Source organism: Paraburkholderia sp. NPDC080076 (assembly GCF_050281145.1).
Classification (GTDB): Bacteria; Pseudomonadota; Gammaproteobacteria; order Burkholderiales; family Burkholderiaceae; genus Paraburkholderia.
The window spans coordinates 692,188-712,905 of the sequence record NZ_JBNNWQ010000003.1 but is presented as its reverse complement, the minus strand read 5'-3'; the positions used below and the strand labels follow the sequence as shown (position 1 = coordinate 712,905).

17 protein-coding genes are annotated in these 20,718 nt (G+C 63.4%); 8 read left to right on the top strand and 9 right to left on the bottom strand.

The genetic code is table 11. The annotated features are described in order from the left end of the window. Nucleotide 1: 1 nt before the first annotated feature. Complete coding sequence (locus ACQKRQ_RS15440) at nucleotides 2–496, bottom strand: hypothetical protein (RefSeq protein ID WP_091794435.1); 495 nt, start codon at nucleotides 494–496, stop codon at nucleotides 2–4. A 414-nt stretch (nucleotides 497–910) separates the two neighbouring features. On the opposite strand from ACQKRQ_RS15440, the gene ACQKRQ_RS15435 reads away from it, so the two are divergent. The 3 genes from ACQKRQ_RS15435 (at nucleotide 911) to ACQKRQ_RS15425 (ending at nucleotide 5,174) form a co-directional block, all read left to right on the top strand. Continuing rightward, a complete protein-coding gene (locus tag ACQKRQ_RS15435) occupies nucleotides 911–2,530 on the top strand; it encodes a sensor histidine kinase (RefSeq protein WP_427477951.1) in 1,620 nt (539 codons plus the stop codon). A 79-nt stretch (nucleotides 2,531–2,609) separates the two neighbouring features. After that, complete coding sequence (locus tag ACQKRQ_RS15430; protein ID WP_132374741.1) at nucleotides 2,610–3,119, top strand: response regulator; 510 nt, start codon at nucleotides 2,610–2,612, stop codon at nucleotides 3,117–3,119. Nucleotides 3,120–3,200: 81 nt separating this feature from the next. Continuing rightward, a complete protein-coding gene (locus tag ACQKRQ_RS15425; RefSeq protein WP_427477949.1) occupies nucleotides 3,201–5,174 on the top strand; it encodes a response regulator in 1,974 nt (657 codons plus the stop codon). 119 nt (nucleotides 5,175–5,293) lie between these two features. Here the strand turns inward: ACQKRQ_RS15425 and mscL are convergent, their stop codons facing one another. The 4 genes from mscL to mfd all read right to left on the bottom strand — a co-directional run bounded on the left by mscL (nucleotide 5,294) and on the right by mfd (nucleotide 11,802). Beyond that, nucleotides 5,294–5,740, bottom strand: coding sequence for a large conductance mechanosensitive channel protein MscL (mscL, locus tag ACQKRQ_RS15420; protein WP_132374739.1), 447 nt, complete (start codon nucleotides 5,738–5,740; stop codon nucleotides 5,294–5,296). 88 nt (nucleotides 5,741–5,828) lie between these two features. Next, nucleotides 5,829–6,863: a threonine/serine dehydratase gene (locus ACQKRQ_RS15415; RefSeq protein ID WP_427477947.1), complete on the bottom strand. Its 1,035-nt coding sequence runs from the start codon at nucleotides 6,861–6,863 to the stop codon at nucleotides 5,829–5,831. A gap of 54 nt (nucleotides 6,864–6,917) precedes the next feature. Next, the gene (argE, locus tag ACQKRQ_RS15410; RefSeq protein ID WP_427477945.1) at nucleotides 6,918–8,156 is read right to left on the bottom strand and encodes an acetylornithine deacetylase; all 1,239 of its coding nucleotides are present in this window, start codon (nucleotides 8,154–8,156) and stop codon (nucleotides 6,918–6,920) included. 163 nt (nucleotides 8,157–8,319) lie between these two features. Beyond that, a complete protein-coding gene (gene mfd / locus ACQKRQ_RS15405; RefSeq protein ID WP_427477943.1) occupies nucleotides 8,320–11,802 on the bottom strand; it encodes a transcription-repair coupling factor in 3,483 nt (1,160 codons plus the stop codon). A 121-nt stretch (nucleotides 11,803–11,923) separates the two neighbouring features. Between mfd and ispD the strand changes: the two genes are divergently transcribed. Both ispD and ispF read left to right on the top strand, forming a co-directional pair. After that, entirely contained in the window at nucleotides 11,924–12,637 is a 714-nt protein-coding gene (ispD, locus tag ACQKRQ_RS15400) for a 2-C-methyl-D-erythritol 4-phosphate cytidylyltransferase (protein ID WP_427477941.1), read from the top strand. A 45-nt stretch (nucleotides 12,638–12,682) separates the two neighbouring features. Next, nucleotides 12,683–13,162: a 2-C-methyl-D-erythritol 2,4-cyclodiphosphate synthase gene (gene ispF / locus ACQKRQ_RS15395; protein WP_132374734.1), complete on the top strand. Its 480-nt coding sequence runs from the start codon at nucleotides 12,683–12,685 to the stop codon at nucleotides 13,160–13,162. An 83-nt stretch (nucleotides 13,163–13,245) separates the two neighbouring features. On the opposite strand, the gene ACQKRQ_RS15390 is transcribed toward ispF, so the two are convergent. The 3 genes from ACQKRQ_RS15390 to ompR all read right to left on the bottom strand — a co-directional run bounded on the left by ACQKRQ_RS15390 (nucleotide 13,246) and on the right by ompR (nucleotide 16,109). Beyond that, nucleotides 13,246–13,794, bottom strand: a complete 549-nt coding sequence (locus ACQKRQ_RS15390) for a peroxiredoxin (protein WP_132374733.1) — start codon at nucleotides 13,792–13,794, stop codon at nucleotides 13,246–13,248. Nucleotides 13,795–13,980: 186 nt separating this feature from the next. Further along, nucleotides 13,981–15,330 (bottom strand): ATP-binding protein, encoded by a 1,350-nt coding sequence (locus tag ACQKRQ_RS15385; RefSeq protein ID WP_095419485.1) that lies wholly within the window; start codon nucleotides 15,328–15,330, stop codon nucleotides 13,981–13,983. A 44-nt stretch (nucleotides 15,331–15,374) separates the two neighbouring features. Beyond that, nucleotides 15,375–16,109, bottom strand: coding sequence for a two-component system response regulator OmpR (ompR, locus tag ACQKRQ_RS15380; protein WP_006048917.1), 735 nt, complete (start codon nucleotides 16,107–16,109; stop codon nucleotides 15,375–15,377). Nucleotides 16,110–16,338: 229 nt separating this feature from the next. On the opposite strand from ompR, the gene ACQKRQ_RS15375 reads away from it, so the two are divergent. The 3 genes from ACQKRQ_RS15375 (at nucleotide 16,339) to ACQKRQ_RS15365 (ending at nucleotide 19,820) form a co-directional block, all read left to right on the top strand. Further along, nucleotides 16,339–16,659 (top strand): hypothetical protein, encoded by a 321-nt coding sequence (locus ACQKRQ_RS15375; protein WP_132374732.1) that lies wholly within the window; start codon nucleotides 16,339–16,341, stop codon nucleotides 16,657–16,659. Nucleotides 16,660–16,841: 182 nt separating this feature from the next. Beyond that, nucleotides 16,842–18,479 carry a DUF1800 domain-containing protein gene (locus ACQKRQ_RS15370; protein WP_427477937.1) on the top strand — a complete coding sequence of 546 codons (1,638 nt, stop codon included), beginning with the start codon at nucleotides 16,842–16,844 and terminating at the stop codon, nucleotides 18,477–18,479. A 96-nt stretch (nucleotides 18,480–18,575) separates the two neighbouring features. Then, complete coding sequence (locus ACQKRQ_RS15365; RefSeq protein ID WP_427477935.1) at nucleotides 18,576–19,820, top strand: DUF1501 domain-containing protein; 1,245 nt, start codon at nucleotides 18,576–18,578, stop codon at nucleotides 19,818–19,820. Between the two features lie 44 nt (nucleotides 19,821–19,864). Here ACQKRQ_RS15365 and ACQKRQ_RS15360 read toward each other — a convergent pair whose 3' ends face one another. Beyond that, a complete protein-coding gene (locus ACQKRQ_RS15360) occupies nucleotides 19,865–20,689 on the bottom strand; it encodes a squalene/phytoene synthase family protein (RefSeq protein ID WP_408247038.1) in 825 nt (274 codons plus the stop codon). Nucleotides 20,690–20,718 lie beyond the last annotated feature (29 nt).

The window sequence follows — 20,718 nt, the reverse complement described above, 5'->3', positions numbered from 1 at the left end:
TCTACCTGAGCGAGCGCGGCGCGGCGTCTCCGGCAGCATCCTGCCGACGCACCCCACGACGGGCGCCGCCAATGCGAGTCGCGCCGAATTCCGTCAGGATCTTGCCGCGAGCGCGGCTGGCGAACACCAGAAAGCCGAAACCGTCCGCCTCATACCAGTAGCCGCCGTTCTCGAGGCCGTCGAGCGGTTGCTCCAGCGCATTGGTAATCGATTCGATACAGCGACGTCGCAACTCCGCAGGTGCAGGATAGGGCGGTTGCGCGCCACGCACACTGCACAGAAGCACATCGAGCCCTGGCAGCACATGTGCATAAAGGACAGGCTCGTCTTGCGCGCGAGCGCGCGCAATCTTGGTGTCGAGCTGACCGAACGGCTTGAAATGCCGTAGTACCGCGAGGAACGACTCATCGCCGTCCACCTTCGCGCGTCTACGCTTTTTCGGGAAGGACATAAAAATTCGCCTGAAAAAGAATTGCAAGAAACGCAGCGTCCTCATGCGACCACTCCCGGCTTCGCGCGCCGCACGTCGATCTTTTATAGCATACGACAAGGCCGGATTCACGGTGATTCGACGATTACGCCGCCCCACCGCCTCCCGCACGAATCATGCCGAACCGCCTCGCCGCGCGCTTTCGCTTCCCAGCACATCTGTCTCCATCATAGACGCACGAGGCGCTGAAAAATCATCTCATACCAATAAAAAAGTCATTTTTGTGTGAACGAGCGCATCCTGCCGCTACGTTGAAATATCTCGAATTCACGTCGATAATGGCCCGTCCGGCTGCACTGCGCCGAGTTCGCCGATCCGGCACCGCAAAGTCCCGCCAGGGCGGCGCGGCGTGGCCGGTCACGCGAACCGCCGCGGCTTGAGTGACCGCTTGAGTGACTCTTTGCGACCCTTCGGGCGAACATGAAACTATTCACCAAGGGTCTGCTGCTGATTGCAGTGCCGAGCGTGGTCGAGCTGGCGCTTCTCGGCGTCGTCTTCGATACCCAGGAGCAGACAGCGCAGGCCGCGCAGTGGGTCACCAACAGCAAGCAGATCCTCTATCAGTCGTCGGCCATCGTCGATCCGTTGCTGCGTCAGGCGGCGCGGGTTCGCACGGCTATGGTCATCGGTGATGCGTCGCTGATCGACCGCCATACGGTGTGGGTCGATCTGGGCGACCGGCTGTCGAATCTGGAGGTGCTGGTCGCCGGCACGCCGCAGCAGGTCGAGCGTGTGCACAAGATGCAGCGGGCGATCGACGCGTATCGCGCGCAGACTGTCGCGATCTCACAGGCGCTGCATGCGGGGCATCGCCCGAATTCGTTTGCCGCGCTGGAGACCGGCGCGTTGCCGCAGCAGATCGCGGTGTTTCGTGACGAGCTCGCCGCGTTCGGCGACGAGGCGTCACGGCTCGACGCCGAGCGCTCGGCCGCGCTCGCGCGCCGGCGCGACCGCCAGCAGTACGCGCTGATCGGCGCAGTACTGGGCTCGATGCTGATCTGGGCGGCCACCGCGGTGGTTTTTGCGCGCAGCATCGGCCGGCGGCTGGAAGTGTTGACCGATAACGCCGAGCGTTTGGGCAGCGGACGCACGCTCGCGCCGCCGCTGTCGGGTAAAGACGAGATTGCCGCGCTCGACACCGTGCTGCATCAGACGGGCGCACGCCTGCGTGAGGCCGACGCCGAGCAGGCCATGCTGAAAACGCGGCTCGAAGCGCGCGCGCAGGAATTGGCGGGCGTCAACGAGGAACTGCGTCAGGAGACGCAAGATAATGAAATGTTCATCTACAGCGTGTCGCACGATCTGCGCTCGCCGTTGGTGAATCTGCAAGGTTTCTCGAAGGAGTTGCAGGTCTCGTGCGACGAGCTGGACAGCGTCGTCGCGGCGGCAAAATTGCCGGAGGCCGAGCATCGGCGCATGGCGCATATTCTCGACGGCGAGGTGCGCGAGTCCTTGCAATATTTGCGCGCGGCAGTGACGCGGGCCGCCGCGATCATCGACGCGCTGCTGCGCATCTCGCGCGCCGGCCGGCTCGAGTACCAGTGGCAACGTGTGAGCGTCGGGCGCGTGGTGGGACGGGTGGTCGACGCGCTGCAGGGCGCGATCGGGCAACATGCGGCCGTGGTGACCGTGCGCGACTTGCCACCGGCATGGGGCGACCCGGGCGCGATCGAGCAGATTTTCAGCAACCTGATCGGCAATGCGTTGAATTATCTCGACCCGGCGCGCAATGGGCGTATCGAAGTCGGCGCGCTGGAACCCGAACCGGTCGAGCCGGGCGAGGCGGGCGAACCGCGCGCGGTGCGCATGCGCACGTATTATGTGCGCGACAATGGCCTCGGCATTCCGGCCGCGTATATGTCGAAAGTGTTCCGGGCATTTCAGCGCCTGCACGGCGACGTCGCTAGTGGCGACGGCATTGGCCTCGCGGTGGTGCGTCGCACGGTGGAGCGGCATGGGGGCCGCGTGTGGGTCGAGTCGGCGGAAGGCGCGGGGTCGACGTTTTTTGTGGTGTTGCCGGAACAGCCCGCGCGTCTCTGAATAAGAGCGGGTAGACGCGGCAGCGGCGCGGATCTTCACAAGTGGCAGGCATCAACCAATCGTTCAGCACGGAGAGCATATGAGTCACGGGGAAACGGTCAGCATCGTACTGATCGAAGACGACGACGGCCACGCCACGCTCGTCGAGCGCAATCTGCGCCGTGCCGGCATTTCGAACGGTTTCGTGCGCTTTCGCGACGGCCAGCAGGCACTCGATTATTTTTTCGGCCCAACGCCGTCCCCGGCGGACGCCGCCGCGAGTTCCTCGGCCGATCCCGCTGACAGCGCTGTACCCGCGCGCGAAGATTTGATGAATTTCGTCGTGCTGCTCGATCTGAAAATGCCGCGGGTGGACGGCTTCGAGGTCTTGCGGCGTCTGAAAGAGTCGCCGCAAACCGCCGCCGTACCGGTGATCGTCCTCACCACGACCGACGACCCGCGCGAAATCGCGCGCTGCTACGAACTCGGCTGCAATGTCTACATCACCAAGCCGGTCGAGTACGATGCGTTCATCGAAGCCGTGCGGCGCCTCGGGTTTTTCCTGCAGGTGGTCAAGCTGCCCTCGGGGCATCGTCTCGCGGCGCCGTAATGGAAGGTTCGCATGAAGCCGGCCGAAAGCCGCTCGTGACAAGATAGACCACTTGAAGACCCTAGCCAGAGAAGACTCCGCATGACCGAAGAAGTGTCCACGCCGCCTGCCGCGTACGTGCTGGTCGTCGATGACGACGAAGGCATCCTGCGGCTCGCGCGCAAGTCGCTCGAGCGCGCGGGCTGCCGGGTCGCGATCTGCGCCGGCGTCGAAGCGGCCCGTGAGCGGCTTGCGGGCGGCGGTCCCGACTTGCTGGTGCTCGACTATCAACTGAGCGGTCCCGAGACCGGCCTGGACTTCTTTCGCCGTTTGCGCACGGAAGGCGTGCGAATTCCCGCCATCCTCGTGACCGGTTTCACCGACGAATCTCGTGTGATTGAAGCGCTGCGCGCAGGCGTGTCCGACGTGGTGCCGAAATCCGGCGATTACCTCGATTACCTTCCTGAAGCCGTCGAACGTGTGCTCTCGCAAGTGCGCCTGCAGCGCGCGTCGGACGAAGCCTTGCTGCTGCGCGATCGCGAGCAGCATTACCGCACCTTGTCGGAGGCCTTGCCGCACCTTGTCATGACTTGCAACGCCACGGGCGACTGCGATTTTCTGTCGAAGCAGTGGTACGACTATACGGGCCTCGCTGAAAGCTGTTCGTACGGTCTCGCCTGGCTCGACGCCGTGCATCCGGACGACCGCGAAGAGGTTCGCCGTAGCTGGCTGAAGGCGGTGTCGGACAAGGTCGGCGACTACCGGCACGAGTTGCGGATTCGCCGGCACGACGGCGAATACCGCTGGTTCGACGTCCGCGTGGTGGCGATGCGCGACGCCGAAGGCAACGTCAGCAAATGGTTCGGCAGTTGCACGGACATTCATTCGCAGCGCGAGGCGAACGAGGAGCGCGAACGGCTGCTGGCGTCGGAGCAGGCCGCCCGCCAGACCGCCGAAGAAGCCAATCGCGCCAAGGACCGCTTTTTGGCCATGCTGTCGCACGAATTGCGCACGCCGCTCACGCCAGTGCTGGCCGGCGCCAGCGTGCTGGAGATGATCCCCGATCTGCCCGATCAGGCGCGCGCGAGCGTGCGCATGATCCGCCGTAACGTCGAACTCGAAGCGCGGCTGATCGACGACCTGCTCGATCTCACGCGCGTGGCGAACGGCAAGTTGCGGCTGTCGCTCGAAACCGTCGACGTGCACGAGGTGATAGACAGCGTGCTCGAACTGTTTCGCAGCGAGATTCAGGTCAAGCAGCAGGACGTGCACGTCCATAAGGACGCCCAGCACCATTACGTGCTGGCCGATCGCGCGCGGCTGCAGCAGATGCTGTGGAACCTGATTCGCAATGCCGCCAAATTCACGCCGGACGGCGGCCATATTTATGTGCGCACCCACGACGAACGCATGCACGTGCAGATATCGGTCGAAGATACGGGGATCGGCATCGAGCCGGACCAGATCGGCAAGCTCTTCAACGCGTTCGAGCAGGGCAATCAGAACATGACCCGGCAGTTCGGCGGCCTCGGCCTCGGACTCGCGATCACGAAAGCATTGACCGACGTGCACGGCGGCACGGTGACCGCGCAGAGCCCCGGCGCGCACTGCGGCGCGACCTTCACAATCACCTTGCCGACCGCCGCTGCGCCTGAGGTGACGTCACCGATCGTGGTGCCGGACGAAGTGCATTCGGCCGGTCTGCTGAACATCCTGCTGATCGAAGACCATTTGGACACCGCCGAGGTCATGGAGCAACTGATTCGCAGCCTTGGCCATGAGGTCACGACCGTGGGCCGGGTCGACGACGCGTTGGCCGCGACTCAATCGCAGACCTTCGATCTGATCGTCAGCGATGTCGGTTTGCCCGACGGCACCGGCCTCGACTTCATCAAGGCGTTCCGCGAGCACTCGGACGCGCCCGCGGTCGCGTTGACCGGTTTCGGCACCGACGAAGACGTGCGTCGCTGCCTGAGCGCCGGCTTCACTTCGCACCTGACCAAGCCTGTCAACTTCGGCCAGCTCGAAACGATGATCGAAGGCGCGGTCAGTCAGAAGGAGCAGAAGGACGCTTGAGCGCGTGCCGCCGGCATCGGTCATCGGCGCTCGGTAAGGAAAAAGGCCTGTTGCGAGGGAATCGCAACAGGCCTTTTGCTTGCGGCTTGCGGCTGGCTCCGGCTGAGACGCCGGCATGCTCAACGCGGTGAGCTCTTCAACGAATCGCGGATTTCACGCAGCAGCAGCACGTCTTCCGGTGTCGGCGGCGGTTCTGCCGGCGCGGCTTCAGCCGGCTTGCGCAGATTGTTGATGAACTTGACCATCAGGAAAATGATGAACGCGAGAATCAGGAAGTTGATCAGCACGGTGATGAACGAGCCATAACCGAACACGGCAACACCCGCCGTTTGCAAGTCTTTATACGACTCGGGACTGCCCTTGAAGCTAGGTGGAATTGCACCGAGGCGAACGAACTTATTGGAGAAATCGAGGCCGCCGGTGGCAAGCCCGACAACCGGCATGATCAAGTCTTTAACAATTGAATTGACGATGGTGGAGAACGCGCCGCCGATAATCACACCGACCGCGAGATCCATCACGTTGCCCTTGAGGGCAAATTCCTTGAATTCCTTGACCATGCTCATAGAGGTTCCTCCCAGAAGTCGATATTCGAATGATACCAACCTGAGAATGATAGGCTAGTCTTTTGCCGGGTAATGCGAGGATTGTTTTTTATTGAGGAAACAGTGACTCGCTATGTCGCGCGCGGTCTATATGCGTGGCAAATGTGACCGGATCGATATTGGTGCCGCATAGCAGAACGCCCACGCGTTTGCCTTGCAACTGTTCGCGCAGCGGGCCGAGCAAGCCGGCGGTAGCCGCGGCGCAGGCCGGCTCGACCGCAAGCTTCAGTTGTCCGAACAAGGTCAGCATGGCCGCGCGTAACTGGTCGTCGGAAACCGTGACCAGCTGATCGATATGACGGCGGCACAATTCGTAGCTGTATTCCTCGGTATGCGGCGACATGAGCGAGTCGGCAATGCCGTGCATCTGGCGCATCTTGACCGTGTGATTGGCGGCGAAACTCTTGCCCATGACATCCGCGCCTTCGGGTTCCACGCCATATACATGCACGTTCGGATTCGCGAGCCGCATGGCGGTCGCCACACCCGCCGCGAGGCCGCCGCCGCCGATCGGCACGATCACCGCTTCGAGATCCGGCGTTTGCGTGGCCCACTCATAGCCGAGCGTGGCCGAACCCAGCACCGTGCGATAGCCGTTGAACGGATGCACGAAATAGCGGCCTTCTTCAGCCTCGATACGGCGCACCAGTTCGAATGCCTCGGCAATGTCTTGCGCGAACACGATCTCCGCGCGGTATTGCCGGCACAGCGCCACACGCGCCGGATTGGCCGCGTGAAACAGCACGACCTTCGCGCTGATGCCGAGGCGCATGGCCGCATACGCGACCGCCACCGCATGATTGCCGCCCGACACGCAAGTGACGCCCGCGCTGCGTTGCGCTTCGTCCAGTGCGAGCAGATTGGTGAACGCGCCGCGCGCCTTGAAGCTGCCGCCCGCCTGCAAGAGCTCGAACTTGAAGTTCACCACCGTGCCTTCCAGCGACGGAAAGTCCACCCTGTCGAACACCGGCGTTCGCGTCACCCACGGCGTCAACGCAAAGTGCTGTGCGGCGATGTCGTCGAGCGTGGGGATCGGCTCGCCGTCGATCGTATGGTCGGTGTGTTGCGGCGTGGCGGTGGACATGGCGTGGGCGTGCTTGGGTCGGTATGGGTAAGACTCTTTCTACGTGCGTCAGTTTCAGCGCGCGTGCGCGTCGACCGACATGCTGTGAATGAATTTGTGCAGGAAACGCTCGCAGGCCACCAGCTGATCCAGCGCGACGAATTCGTTGGGCTTGTGCGCCTGCTGAATGTCGCCAGGGCCGCATACGATGCTCGGAATGCCCGCCAGCGAGAAGAGGCCGGCTTCCGTGCCGTAGGCGACCTTGCGCCTGTCCTGATCGGCGGTCAGCGCGCGCACCAGTTGCGTGATGGCGGCTTGTTCAGACGAATCGAGTCCGGGCGCCGCGGCGATCTTCGTAATCTCGATCGCCGCCGATGGATGCTCGCGCAACATTTTCGGCAGCAGCGTTTCGCGTGCGTATTGATCGATGCGCGCGAAGATCGGTTCGGGATCGAGCGTGGGCAGGTTGCGGAATTCGAACTGGAACTTGCATTCGGCCGGCACGGTATTGATCGCATTGCCGCCCACGATCGTGCTGGTTTGCGCGGTGGTGAAGGGCACGTCGTACAGTTCATCGAACGGGCCCTGCTCGCGGAACTGGTCGGCCATGTCGCGGATGTAGCAGATCAGCCGCGCGGCGTATTCGATCGCGTTCAAGCCCTTCGGCGTAAGCGACGAATGCGCCGCCTGACCGCGCACGCAGCACTGGTAAGCATTGATGCCTTTGTGCGCCACGATCGGCCGCATGCTGGTCGGCTCGCCGACGATGCAGCCGTCCGGCTTCACGCCGCGCTTCATCAGGTCGGCAATCAGGAGCGGCGCGCCCGCGCAGCCCACTTCCTCGTCGAACGACAGCGCAAAGTGAATCGGCTTGGCGAGTTTGGTGCGCTGCATCTCCGGCACGAGTGTCAGCGCCGCGCCGATGAAGCCTTTCATGTCGCAGGTGCCGCGGCCGTACAGCTTGTCGCCGCGAATTTCCGGCTTGAACGGATCGCTGTCCCATTGCTGGCCGTCCACGGGTACGACGTCGGTGTGGCCCGACAGCACCACGCCGCCGTTCGTTTCGCCGTCGTGTGCGGGAATCGTCGCGAACAGGTTGGCCCATTTGCCGCTTTCGTCGTGCGTGAGCGTGGCCTGAATACCGACGGCACGCAATTCGTCGCGCACGGTTTCGATCAGGCCGAGATTCGGATTGCGGCTGACCGTGTCCATCGACACGAGACGGGTGACCCACGGGAGCGAGACAGGCGAGGAGGAATTCGAAGCGGAGGCGGACGATTGCGAAGACTGCGCTGATTCAGCGACATGAGACATGACAAGACTCCGGCATTTAAGTCTTTCGATCATACCCAAAAAAAAGCCGTCCGTATGCTGCGGCGCGCGTTTGCGCACCGCAGCATGAACGAAAAAACGCTAGACGTCCCGCGTTTTTTTAACGCCGCGCCAAGGCCGCATTAGCGCCGCGCGATCGACGAACTCATCGCGCAGCAGCGCTGGCCGCGGTGCCGCGGCTCGGCGTGCCGAGCGCGCGCAAGGTTTCCTTGACCGTGGCGACACGCACCGCGAGATCCGGGCTGCGCGTTTCGATACGCAGCTTGTCCTGGCCCGCGAGCTTGATGTGCTTGTGCTTCTGCACCATCTCGATGATCCGCATCGCGTCGATCGGCGGATTGGGGATGAACTGCAAGCCGATCACCGCTTCGCCGGCGTCGATCTTCGAAATACCCAGCGGCTTCGCCGCCAGCCGCAGACGATGCGTCTCCACCAGCGCATGCGCTTGCGGCGGCAACTTGCCGAAGCGGTCGATCAGTTCCTCCTGAATGCCGTCGATCGAATCGTTGTGTTCGCAATTAGCCAGCCGCTTGTAGAGCGACAGACGCTCCTGCACATCGCCGCAATAGTCCGCCGGGAGAATCGCCGGCGCGTGCAGGTTGATCTCGGTGGTCGCGGCGAGCGGTGCGGTGAGGTCGGGCTCCTTGCCTTCCTTGAGCGCCTTCACGGCGTCGTTCAACATGTCGGTGTAGAGCTGGAAGCCGATCTCGTGAATCTCGCCCGACTGTTTGTCGCCGAGCACTTCGCCCGTGCCGCGAATCTCGAGGTCGTGCATGGCCAGATAGAAGCCCGAACCGAGTTCCTCCATCTGCTGGATCGCTTCGAGGCGGCGTTGCGCCTGTTTGGTCAGCCCTTGCGGATCGTGGACCAGCAGATACGAATACGCCTGGTGATGCGAACGGCCCACACGGCCACGCAACTGATGCAATTGCGCGAGGCCGAACTTGTCGGAGCGATGAATCAGGATCGTATTGGCGCTCGGCACGTCGATACCGGTTTCGATAATCGTCGTGCACAGCAACACGTTGGCGCGCTGCGCAACGAAGTCACGCATCACGCGTTCGAGTTCGCGTTCATGCATCTGTCCGTGCGCGACCGCGATACGCGCTTCGGGCACCAACGCTTCGAGCATCTGCCGGCGATTTTCGATCGTCTCGACTTCGTTGTGCAGGAAGTAGACCTGGCCGCCACGCTTTAACTCGCGCAGCATGGCTTCGCGAATCACGCTGTCTTCCTCGCGCCGCACGAAGGTTTTGATCGCGAGGCGCTTTTGCGGCGCGGTGGCGATCACGGAGAAATCGCGCAGGCCTTCAAGCGCCATGCCGAGCGTACGCGGGATCGGCGTGGCGGTGAGCGTGAGCACGTCCACTTCGGCGCGCAAGGCCTTCAAAGCCTCTTTCTGACGCACGCCGAAACGGTGTTCCTCGTCGATGATCACGAGTCCCAGCCGCTTGAACTGCACGTCGGACGAGAGCAGCTTGTGCGTGCCGATCACGATGTCGACACTGCCGTCGTTGATCTGCTGGATCGCCGCGCTGACTTCCTTGGTCGACTTGAAGCGCGACAGTTCGGCGATCCGCACCGGCCAGTCGGAGAAGCGGTCGCTGAAGGTTTGTGTGTGCTGTTCGGCGAGCAGCGTGGTGGGCGAGAGCAGCGCAACCTGCTTGCCGCCCATTACCGCGATGAACGCCGCACGCAGTGCCACTTCGGTCTTGCCGAAGCCGACGTCGCCGCACACGAGGCGATCCATGGGTTTGCCGCTCGTCATGTCGCCGATTACGGCCGCGATCGCGGCGGCCTGGTCGGGCGTTTCCTCGAAGCCGAAACTCTCCGCGAACTTCACGTAGTCTTTCGGTTCGAGCGCGAACGCATGGCCCGAACGGGCGGCGCGGCGCGCGTAGAGATTCAGCAGTTCGGCCGCGGTGTCGCGGATCTGTTGCGCGGCCTTGCGTTTGGCTTTTTCCCACTGGCCGGAGCCGAGCGAGTGCAGCGGCGCGCTTTCCGGATCGGCGCCGCTATAGCGCGAGATCACGTGCAACTGCGCGACCGGCACGTAGAGCTTGCTGTCGCCCGCGTATTCGAGGTGCAGGAACTCGGTCTCGCCTTCGCCGAGATCCATGGTCACGAGTCCCATATAGCGGCCGATGCCGTGCTGCGAATGCACGACCGGATCGCCCACTTTGAGCTCGGACAGATCGCGCACCATCGAATCGACGTTGCTCGCCTGTTCCTGACGGCGGCGCCCCGAGCGACGCGCGAGCGGACCATACAGCTCGGTTTCGGTGATGATCGCGATGCCGTCGACCGGCACGGCAAAACCGTTGGCGAGCGGCGAGACGCCCAATGAAAAGCGCTCGTCGCTCGTGAGCCAGTCCTGGAAGCTGTCGCTCGATACCGGTCGCAGATGATTGTCGGCGAGCAACTGCAACAGCGTTTCGCGCCGGCCCGCCGATTCGGTGGCGAACAGCACGCGATTCGGCGTGGTGTCGAGATACGCGCGCAAGGCTGCGACCGGATCTTCCGCATGACGGTCGATCGCGAGATTCGGCAACGGCGTCGACCAGCCGCCGCCGGCGTTGGCGGGCAGCGAGAGCCGCGCGAAGGGTTTGGCGAGCGTGAAGAAGTCTTCGTCGGACAGGAACAGGCGCTGCGGCTCCAGAATCGGCCGGTCGCGGTCGTGCGAGAGGAAGTTGTAGCGCTGCTTCGTGTCGTTGGTGAAGCGCCGGATCGCCGCCTCGAGATCGCCGACGAACGCCAGTTGCGCGCCTTCGGGCAGGTAATGGAACAGCGTGGCCGTGTCGTTAAAGAAGAGCGGCAGATAGTATTCGATGCCCGCGGACGGCACGCTGTTGCCGATGTCCTTGTAGATCGACGCGCGGCTCGGGTCGCCCTCGAAGGTCTCGCGCCAGCGGCTGCGGAAAGCGGTGCGGGCGGCTTCATCGAACGGAAATTCGCGGCCCGGCAAGAGGCGCACGTCTTTCACCGGGTACAGGCTGCGCTGCGTGTCCGGGTCGAACGCGCGGATCGAGTCGACCTGGTCGTCGAACAGGTCGATCCGGTAGGGCAAGGGCGAGCCCATCGGATAGAGATCGAGCAGCGAGCCGCGTACGCAGTATTCGCCCGGACGCACCACCTGGCTTACGTGTTCGTAGCCGGCCAGGGTCAACTGCGCCTTGAGCTTGGCTTCGTCGAGGCGCTCGCCTTGCGAGAAGGAGAACGTGTACGCGGCCAGGAACGAGGCGGGCGGCATGCGGTACAGCGCCGTGGTGGCGGGCACCAGCAGGATGTCGCAGCGGCCTTCGCCGAGATCGTGCAGCGTGGCGAGGCGCTCGGAGACCAGATCCTGATGCGGTGAAAAGGTATCGTAAGGGAGCGTTTCCCAGTCTGGCAGCAGGCGCACGCGCGCCTCGGGCGCGAAAAAGCCGATTTCTTGTGCCAAACGCTGCGCATCGACGGCGCTTTCGCACACGACCGCCAGCAGCGGCACCTTCTCGCGATAGGCGAGATGGTAGCGGGCGATCAGCAGCGCGTCGGACGAGCCGTGCGTGCCGTCGAAGGCGAAACGCTGGCCGGCCTTGACGAGCGCGACGGGCGGGGAGTACTGCGATGATGCGGCGATGTCTGGCATAGATGAGAAAAAGCGGCCTCAGGCTCACACGTGACCGGCAAGTTTACGCGTGTCGGGGCGTGGATGCGAAGGACCTATTATAAAATCCGTCCTTTACTTTGACTTCGCGGCATCCGCACTCGTGACTTCCCGTCTATTTGCCCTGATTCCGTGCGCTGGCACCGGCAGCCGTTCCGGCGCCGCGATGCCCAAACAATATCGCACTGTCGCCGGCCGCGACATGTTGCATTACTCGCTGGCGGCATTCGACGCCTGCAGCGAGTTTGCGCAAACCCTCGTCGTGATCGCCCCGGACGACGCGCACTTCGACGGCCGTCGCTTCGGCGGCTTGCGTTTTGCCGTGCGCCGCAGCGGCGGGGCCTCGCGCCAGGCGTCGGTGCTCAACGGCCTGCATGCGCTCGCCGAGTTCGGCGCGCGTGACGACGATTGGGTGCTCGTGCACGACGCGGCGCGGCCGGGCATCACGCCCGCGCTGATTCGCACGCTGGTCGGCGCGCTGAAGGACGACGCGGTGGGCGGCATCATGGCGTTGCCCGTGGCGGACACGCTGAAACGGATCGACGCGAGCTCGTCCGACGGCCGGATCGCCCGCACCGAGGCGCGCGACGGCTTGTGGCAGGCGCAGACGCCGCAGATGTTCCGCATCGGCATGCTGCGCGAGGCGATCCTGCGCGCGCAGGCCGACGGTCACGACCTGACGGACGAAGCGAGCGCGATCGAGTGGCTGGGCTATGCGCCGAAGCTGGTGCAGGGCAGCTTGCGCAACTTCAAGGTGACGTATCCGGAAGACTTCGATCTGGCCGAGGCGATTCTGAGCCGGCCGGCGGCTTCGTGATCAGCGATTTCAATTTTAGTGAGCGGATTCAAGGACATGACGCATATGGATTTCAGAATTGGGCAAGGGTATGACGTGCATGCGCTGGTGCCGGGACGTCCGTTGATCATCGGCGGCGTGACGATTCCTTATGAGCGCGGCCTGCTCGGCCATTCGGACGCGGACGTGCTGCTGCACGCCATTACCGACGCCATTTTCGGCGCCGCCGCGATGGGCGATATCGGCCGGCATTTCTCCGATACCGACGCGAAATTCGCCGGCGCCGATAGCCGCGTGTTACTGCGTGAATGTTTCGCGCGCGTGAAGGCGGCGGGTTTTTCCATCGCCAATGTGGATAGCAGTGTGGTGGCGCAGGCGCCGAAGCTGGCGCCGCATATCGAGGGCATGCGCGCCAATATCGCCGCGGATCTTGATCTGCCGATCGAGCGGGTCAACGTCAAAGCCAAGACCAATGAGAAGCTCGGTTATCTCGGCCGAGGCGAGGGCATTGAAGCTCAGGCTGCGGTTCTGCTGATCAAGAACTGATTGGTTTTACAACGCGCGCAGCGGCGGGAGCCTCGCCGCGCTGCACGCATTCAAGCCCCAGGCGGGCTTTTCACCAGCACCGCTTAGAGCGTGTCGCCGCCGACTTCGCGGTTGCAAGCACACTGCTCGTCCGTTTGCAGGCCGTCCAGAATGCGCAGCACTTCTTCCGGGTTGCGGCCCACGTTCAAATTGTTCACCGACACGTGCTGGATCGTGTTGTCCGGATCGACGATGAAGGTGGCGCGCAACGCGACGCCGGCTTCCTGGTCACGCACGCCCAGCTGATCGATCAGCTCGCCCTTCACGTCGCCGAAGGCGTAGTGATTCAGCCTGTCCAGGTCCTTGTTCGCGCGGCGCCATGCCAGTTTCACGAATTCGTTGTCGACGCTGCCGCCCATCAACACCGCGTCGCGCTCTTCGAAATCTTTGGCCAACTTGGCGAATTCGACGATTTCCGTCGGACACACAAACGAGAAATCCTTCGGGTAGAAGTAGATGATCTTCCACTTGCCCGGGAACGACTGCTCCGTGATCTCTTCGAACGCCGACATGCCGTTCTCTTCATGATGGTTGAAGCCCGGCTTCGCGGCAGTGACGGTGAACGCTTCGAGTTTATCGCCAACGGTTCTCATGGAAGTGCTCCTTCGTGTGTCGGAAAACAGCATGCTTCAGGCTATCAACTCGCCGCAACGAGCGCGTTCCATGTGATTCGCGGTCGTGCTATTGAATTATCTGTCCGATAGCTATAAATAACTAACCGGGTGGTTATTATTCGACGCGGCATATCCTCACGAAGGACGGATGACGCCCCGTTCCGATCAGATGCCCTTGGCGAGCGGAAACTCGATGGTGACCTCCAGACCCGGTCCAGGCGTGCGATTGCGCAAGCGCAGCGCGCCACGGTAACGGCCCACGAGGCGCTGGACGATGGCCATGCCTAGGCCCGTGCCGTTCGCCTGAGTGCGCGCCGAATTCACACGATAGAACGGCCGCGTGACAAGCGCCAACTGGTCTTCCGGAATACCGGGGCCTTCGTCGACCACGGACAGCTCGACCCGCGAGTGCGACACCCGCGTTTCCAGAATCACGTGCGGAATGCCGTCGCCGTCGCTCAGACCATACTTGCGCGCGTTTTCCAGCAGGTTGCCGACCACCCGCCGCATGTCGGTTTCGTCGGCTTCGATCACCGCCGACGGCGCGAGCCGCGTGATCAGGCGCATGCTGTCTTCGCTCTGCATGCGCGCGGCCAGTTCTCCCGCGATCACGGACAGGTCCACGGGTTCCGGCACGCGCTGCACCGGGCGCGCGTAATCGAGGAACCGGCCGATGATCATGTCCATCTGCTCGATGTCGTCGACCATCGCATCTTTGGTGGCCTGGTCGGACGGGCTCATTTCGGTTTCGAGCCGCAGCCGCGCGAGCGGGGTGCGCAGATCGTGCGAGATGCCCGCGAGCATCAGCGCGCGGTCGGCCTCGAGCTGTTCGAGGTCCTGCACCATCTGGTTGAAACTGCGATTGGTTTCCGCGGCCACGCCCATGCCGCGCTCGGGCAGCGGCTCCGGCGACTGCCCGGAGCCGACCTTGCGCGCGGCCATCGCGAGGCGCGCGAACGGACGGTTCACGAGACTCGTAATGAAGGCCGCGCCGAACAGCGACAGCGCCAGCGCGAACACGCCCCAGCCGGCCCATTGCAAACCGGTGGCGTTGTCGAGCTGATCGCGGTCGAGCGCGACCCAGTAGTCGTCGTCGTCGATCTTGAAGCTGATCCAGACGCCGGGGATGTCGTTCACGCTCTGGGCAATCACGGTGTCGTCGCCGAGGCGGCCGCGAATGTCGTGTTCGATCAGCCGGTTCAGGGACTCGTCGGGCTGCAGCTTGTACTTGTCGGTGGTTTCGCGCGGGTACACGCGCACCCCTTCATTGCTTTCCAGATCCTGCAGCAAGGCGCGCCGCAGGTCGGGATCGGAATAGAGGAGTGCGGTGCGCGTGAGCTTGACGATGGCGACGAGCTGCAACGCCACGCGCTGCGCGCGCGGCTCGCGTTCGATCACCCGGAAGCTCTGGAACCACGCGGCGAGACTGACTGCGATCAACAGCGCGATCAACAGAAAGGTCCGCCAGAAAAGGCCGCCGAACGCGAGCGTCAGGAGGCGCCGGTCGATCCGCATGGGCCCTTCTTATTTAGAATCAAAAGCAGCAGATGAAAACAAACTCAGGCTGCACCGTCGGGGATGAACACGTAGCCCAGACCCCAGACGGTCTGAATGAAACGCGGGCTGCCCGGATCGGGTTCGATCAGCTTGCGCAGACGCGAGATCTGCACGTCGAGACTGCGGTCGAAGACTTCGTACTCACGGCCGCGCGCGAGCTCCATGAGCTTTTCACGCGACAGCGGCTGGCGCGGGTGACGCGCGAACACCTTGAGTACCGAGAACTCGCCCGTGGTCAGCGGAATTTCCTGGCCGGCCTTGGTGAGCGTACGGGTGGCGAGATTCAACGCGAACTCGCCGAACTCGAACACCTCGGTGGTTTCGGACGGCGCGCCCGGCAACTCCGAAGGCGACTGGCGGCGCAGCACCGCGTGGATGCGCGCAACCAGCTCGCGCGGGTTGAACGGCTTGGGTAGATAGTCGTCGGCGCCCATTTCGAGGCCGACGATCCGATCGACGTCTTCGCCCTTGGCCGTCAGCATGATGATCGGCGTGCGGTCGTTGCTGCCGCGCAGGCGCCGGCAGATCGACAAACCATCTTCGCCTGGCAGCATCAGATCGAGCACCAGCAGGTCGAAGCGCTCACGCACCCAGAGCTTGTTCATGGACGGCGCGTTCTCGGCAACATAGACATTGAAGCCCTGTTCACCGAGGTAGCGGCGCAGCAGATCGCGCAGGCGCGGATCGTCGTCGACGACGAGGATTTTCGAAGGGTTTTTAGTTTCCATGGTCGGCATCTTAGCGCGATTAGAAAGTGGTGCGCGTTTGCATCATTTAACGGGTTACAGTCAGTTACAAAATTTACCCGCACTGTGGCACGACGTAAAGCGGGGGCAGGTAGACTCCTTTACTGAATGCGGCTGTTCGGTGGATACTTCACACGACTAAAACTATCGCACCCGGCTCGTTACCGGGGTTCGTATACGCATTTGAGGTAGCCGGTTGCCGCGCCACGAAGGGAACAACATGAAGGGAGGGGTTTGGCCGAATGTGCGCCTAAGCGTGATTGCACTGGCGGTAGCCGGTACGCTTGCAGGCTCACTAGGACCAACGCTCGCCCATGCCCAGCCTTCCGCCGACAGAGCTGCGAGCGAGCACGCGCCCAAGCAGGGCAAGCCCAGCCGCCACAACCCGAACACCGACCACCCCGCATCAGACGTCATGTTGCGCACCGCAGTTCCCCCTGATCTTGATCAACGTCGTCGTGACGGTCATATGACGCCCGACGAACGGCGTCTGTTACGGCAGCATATCGAAGACGCTGTCCGCGAACTTTATAAGCGGTAGCTATTATCGTGCCAGCCCTCGGCACGCGTTTCACGCTTCTGCCCCGCGTGAAAGAATTCATCGCATTTCCCCCGTCAACTTTCCCGTTCAGTCTGCCGTTGAGTCGTCAGAGCGAAGCGCGCCATGCATGCACTGCACGCGCCAACGCCTGTTCCATGACGTCGCGCCAATCTTGATGACCGATGATGAAATTGCTCACGCGTGGTAGTCATGGCCGCCGGTTCGCAGCATCGGCGATTGCGCTGGCGGTGGTGGCATGTGGCGGACCGGCCGCCGCTGTGCAGCCGGGCGCGACCCATGGTCAACACTTCAGGCACCGTGTGGCGACCGCCGATGAGCGTGCAGCTTCAGAGCGCGAACAGAGCATCCTCGATGCCGACGATGCGCGCTTCTTCCTGACGCGCGTCGGCTTCGCGCCGGATAGCGCCGAGCTTGCGCAATACGTTGGACTCACGCGAGCGCAGGCGGTCGACAAGGTACTCGCGAGCACTCGAACCGAGGCGCTCACGCCGTTGCCCGACTGGGTCCTCGAACCGATTCCGACACGCGAGACGCGCAAGGCGTGGACCGACGATCAACGTCGCGAAGCGCAGCGCCTGCGTGGCCAGCGTTACGAACTATTACGCGCGTGGTGGGTGCGCGAGATGTCGACCACGCCGTCGCCGCTCACCGAGCGCATGACGCTCTTCTGGCATAACCACTTCACGTCGGGTCAGGACAAGGTGCCGTATCCGCAGCAGATGGCGCTGCAGAACATGTTGTTGCGGCGAGACGCGCTCGGCCACTTCGGCGAGCTGTTGCACGACGTCGCCAAAGATCCGGCGATGCTGCAATATCTCGACGGCGCGAGCAATCGCAAGGGCAAGCCCAACGAAAATTTTGCCCGTGAAGTGATGGAGCTGTTCACGCTCGGCGAAGGGCATTACACGCAGCGCGACGTGTCGGAGGCTGCACGTGCGTACACCGGTTGGAGTCTCGATCCGGACACGCAGGCCTACGTGTGGCGCGCCAGCCAGCACGACGACGGCGAGAAGACCGTGCTCGGCGAGACGGGGCCGTTCGACGGCGACCAGGTGCTCGATATTCTGCTCGCACGGCCGGAAACGGCGATCTTCGTGACCACCAAACTGTGGCGAGAGTTCGTCTCGGATACGCCGGACCCGTCGCGCATCGAACCGATCGCGGCGCGGTTTCGCGCGAGCCACTACGATATCAAGATCGCATTGCGCGGTGTCTTCCTGAGCGGCGCGTTCTGGGACGACGACAATCGCGGCGTCCTCGTGAAGTCGCCGGCGGAGTTCGTGGTCGGCACGCTCCGGGCGTTCGACATCGGCTACGACAACACTGCGCCGTTCGCCTCGCAAATCCGCGCGCTCGGCGAGAACCTGTTCTATCCGCCGAACGTCAAAGGATGGCCGGGCGGCACGACATGGATCAACAGTTCCACGCTGCTCGCCCGCAAGCAATTCGTCGAGCAGCTGTTTCGCGCGACCGAGGCCGCCGGTCCGCGGCGCATGACCAATCCGATGAACGCAGAGTTCGCGGCAAGCGGCGCGATGCCGGACATGCAGACGGCGCCAACGCCGCAACGCACGATGGCGCGGGCCGCTCAAGGTGGCAAAGGTGGCGTACGCTTCGACATCGAGACGTGGCTCGCGCACTACAACACCGCGCCGACGGCCAGGCCGGGCGTGTCGGCCGAGTTGCAGTTGCAGCATGCGGTCTTGCCGCTCACGCCGGTGGATGCGATCGAAACCGGTTCGACCGCGAGTGCGTATCTGGAGGCATTGCTGATGGACCCGGCGTATCAACTGAAGTGAGGTGAGCAGCTGAATAAGCACGCGCCAGGCCGCTAAAAAGAATGTGTCTGTCGGCGGCGACACGATTCGCGCCGCGACAATCGAACGAGGTGCAGGATGAAACGACGCAGCTTTCTCTCGATGAGCGCGGCCGCCAGCGCAACATTCTGGCTGCCCCGCGCGTTCGGCGCGCAGATGGCGGCGCCGGGCGCGTCTCCGGCACGCGGCTACGACAACCTGTTGATTCTCGTCGAACTGAAGGGTGGCAACGACGGTTTGAATACCGTGATTCCCTTTGCCGATCCCGCCTACTACCAGTTGCGCAAGAACATCGGCATCAAACGCGAGCAGGCGATTCAACTCGACGAGCGCACCGCGCTGCATCCGTCCTTGCAACCGCTGATGCCGCTGTGGCGCGGCCAGCAACTGGCGATCGTGCAGGGCGTGAGCTATGCGCAACCGAACCTGTCACATTTCCGCTCGATCGAGATCTGGGACACCGCGTCACGTTCCGACCAATACTTGCGCGAGGGATGGTTGACGCGCGCGTTTGCGCAGACGCCGGTGCCCGCCGGTTTTGCCGCCGACGGCGTGGTGATCGGCAGTGCCGAGATGGGGCCGCTCGCGAACGGCGCGCGTGCGATCGCGCTGGTCAATCCGGCGCAGTTCGTCAAGGCTTCGCGGCTCGCGAAGCCGGTATCGGTGCGTGAGCGCAATCCCGAGCTGGCGCATATTCTCGACGTCGAGAACGACATTGTGAAAGCCGCCGACCGGCTGCGTCCCGCGCAAGGACAGGCTCAGTTGAAAACCGTGTTTCCCGGCGGCGCGTTCGGCAGCTCGATCAAAACGGCGATGCAGGTAGTGGCGGCGGGTGAAGCTCCGAAGAAAGTTTCTTCGGGAAACGCGCCACAAGAACAGCCGAAGCGTGGCCAGGGTGTCGCGGTGATCCGCCTCACGCTGAACGGGTTCGACACGCATCAGAATCAGCCAGGTCAGCAGGCGGCGCTGCTCAAGCAGCTCGCGGAAGGATTGATGTCGATGAAGTCGGCGCTCGTCGAACTCGGCCGCTGGGACGATACGCTGGTGATGACCTATGCTGAGTTCGGCCGGCGTCCGCGTGAGAATCAGAGCAACGGCACCGATCACGGCACCGTGGCGCCGCATTTCGTCATGGGTGGACGCGTGCGCGGTGGTTTATATGGCGTGCCGCCGGTGCTGACGCGGCTCGACGGCAATGGCAACTTGCCGGTCGGCGTCGATTTCCGGCAGCTTTACGCGACTGTGCTCGGGCCTTGGTGGGGACTCGACGCGTCGACGATCCTGCAGCAGCGCTTCGAGCCGCTGCCGTTGCTACGCGTCTGACAACGTGCTGAGCGCAACTGGCGTGATGCAGCCGCGCCGATCGATCACCTCGCGCGCCACGCGATCCACAGCTTGCGAATCGGCGTCAACGCGATGCGCTGATGCAGAACGTGATAGCCGTCGCGTTCGATTTCATCCAGCAAGGCCAGCGCCAATGCCGCCTGCGCGACGAGCGTACGCTGCGAGCGGCGCTCGCTGGCGGGCACGGCGCCGAGCGCGGCCTGCAACGCATCGCGGGCGCGCTTGGTCTCGAAGCGCATCAACTCGGTGAACGCGTCGCTATATTTTCGATTGATCAGGTCCGCGGCAGTCACATTGAAGCGCTGCATTTCGTCGATGGGGATATAGATGCGGCCGTGGCGCGCGTCATTGCCCGTTTCGACGACGATCTGCGCGAGCAGCAGCGCCTCGCCAAGCGGTGCGGACCAGTTCGACGCCTGCGCGGGATCTTTCGCCGTCGCGCGCGCGATCAACGACGCGAAGGTGCCGCCCACGCCTTGCACGTAGCGCCGCAGATTCGGGTAATCGAGATAACGCGCCTGGTCGAGGTCCATCTCGAAGCCGGCGAGCAACGCCTGCAGCGCCGGGTACTCGGCTTTCACATCGGGCAGATAGGCTGCCAGCGCCTTGGACACCGGATGCGACGGCGAGCCCGAAGCCAGTGCGGCGAGCTCGTTTTGCCACCACGCGAGTTTCGTGCGGCCGATGGCCGGATCGCTGGTTTCCTTGACCGTTTCCTCGAACTCACGGCGCAGCGCGAACAGCGCGGTCAACAGCGGCTGGGTGGCTGCGGGCGCCTGCCGAAGCGCATAGTACGTGCTCGATCCGGGCGGCGCCGCTTTCTGCTGGCAATATTCGTCGAAATTCACTGGATTGGAATGTGGGGAAGGGCAGGCGA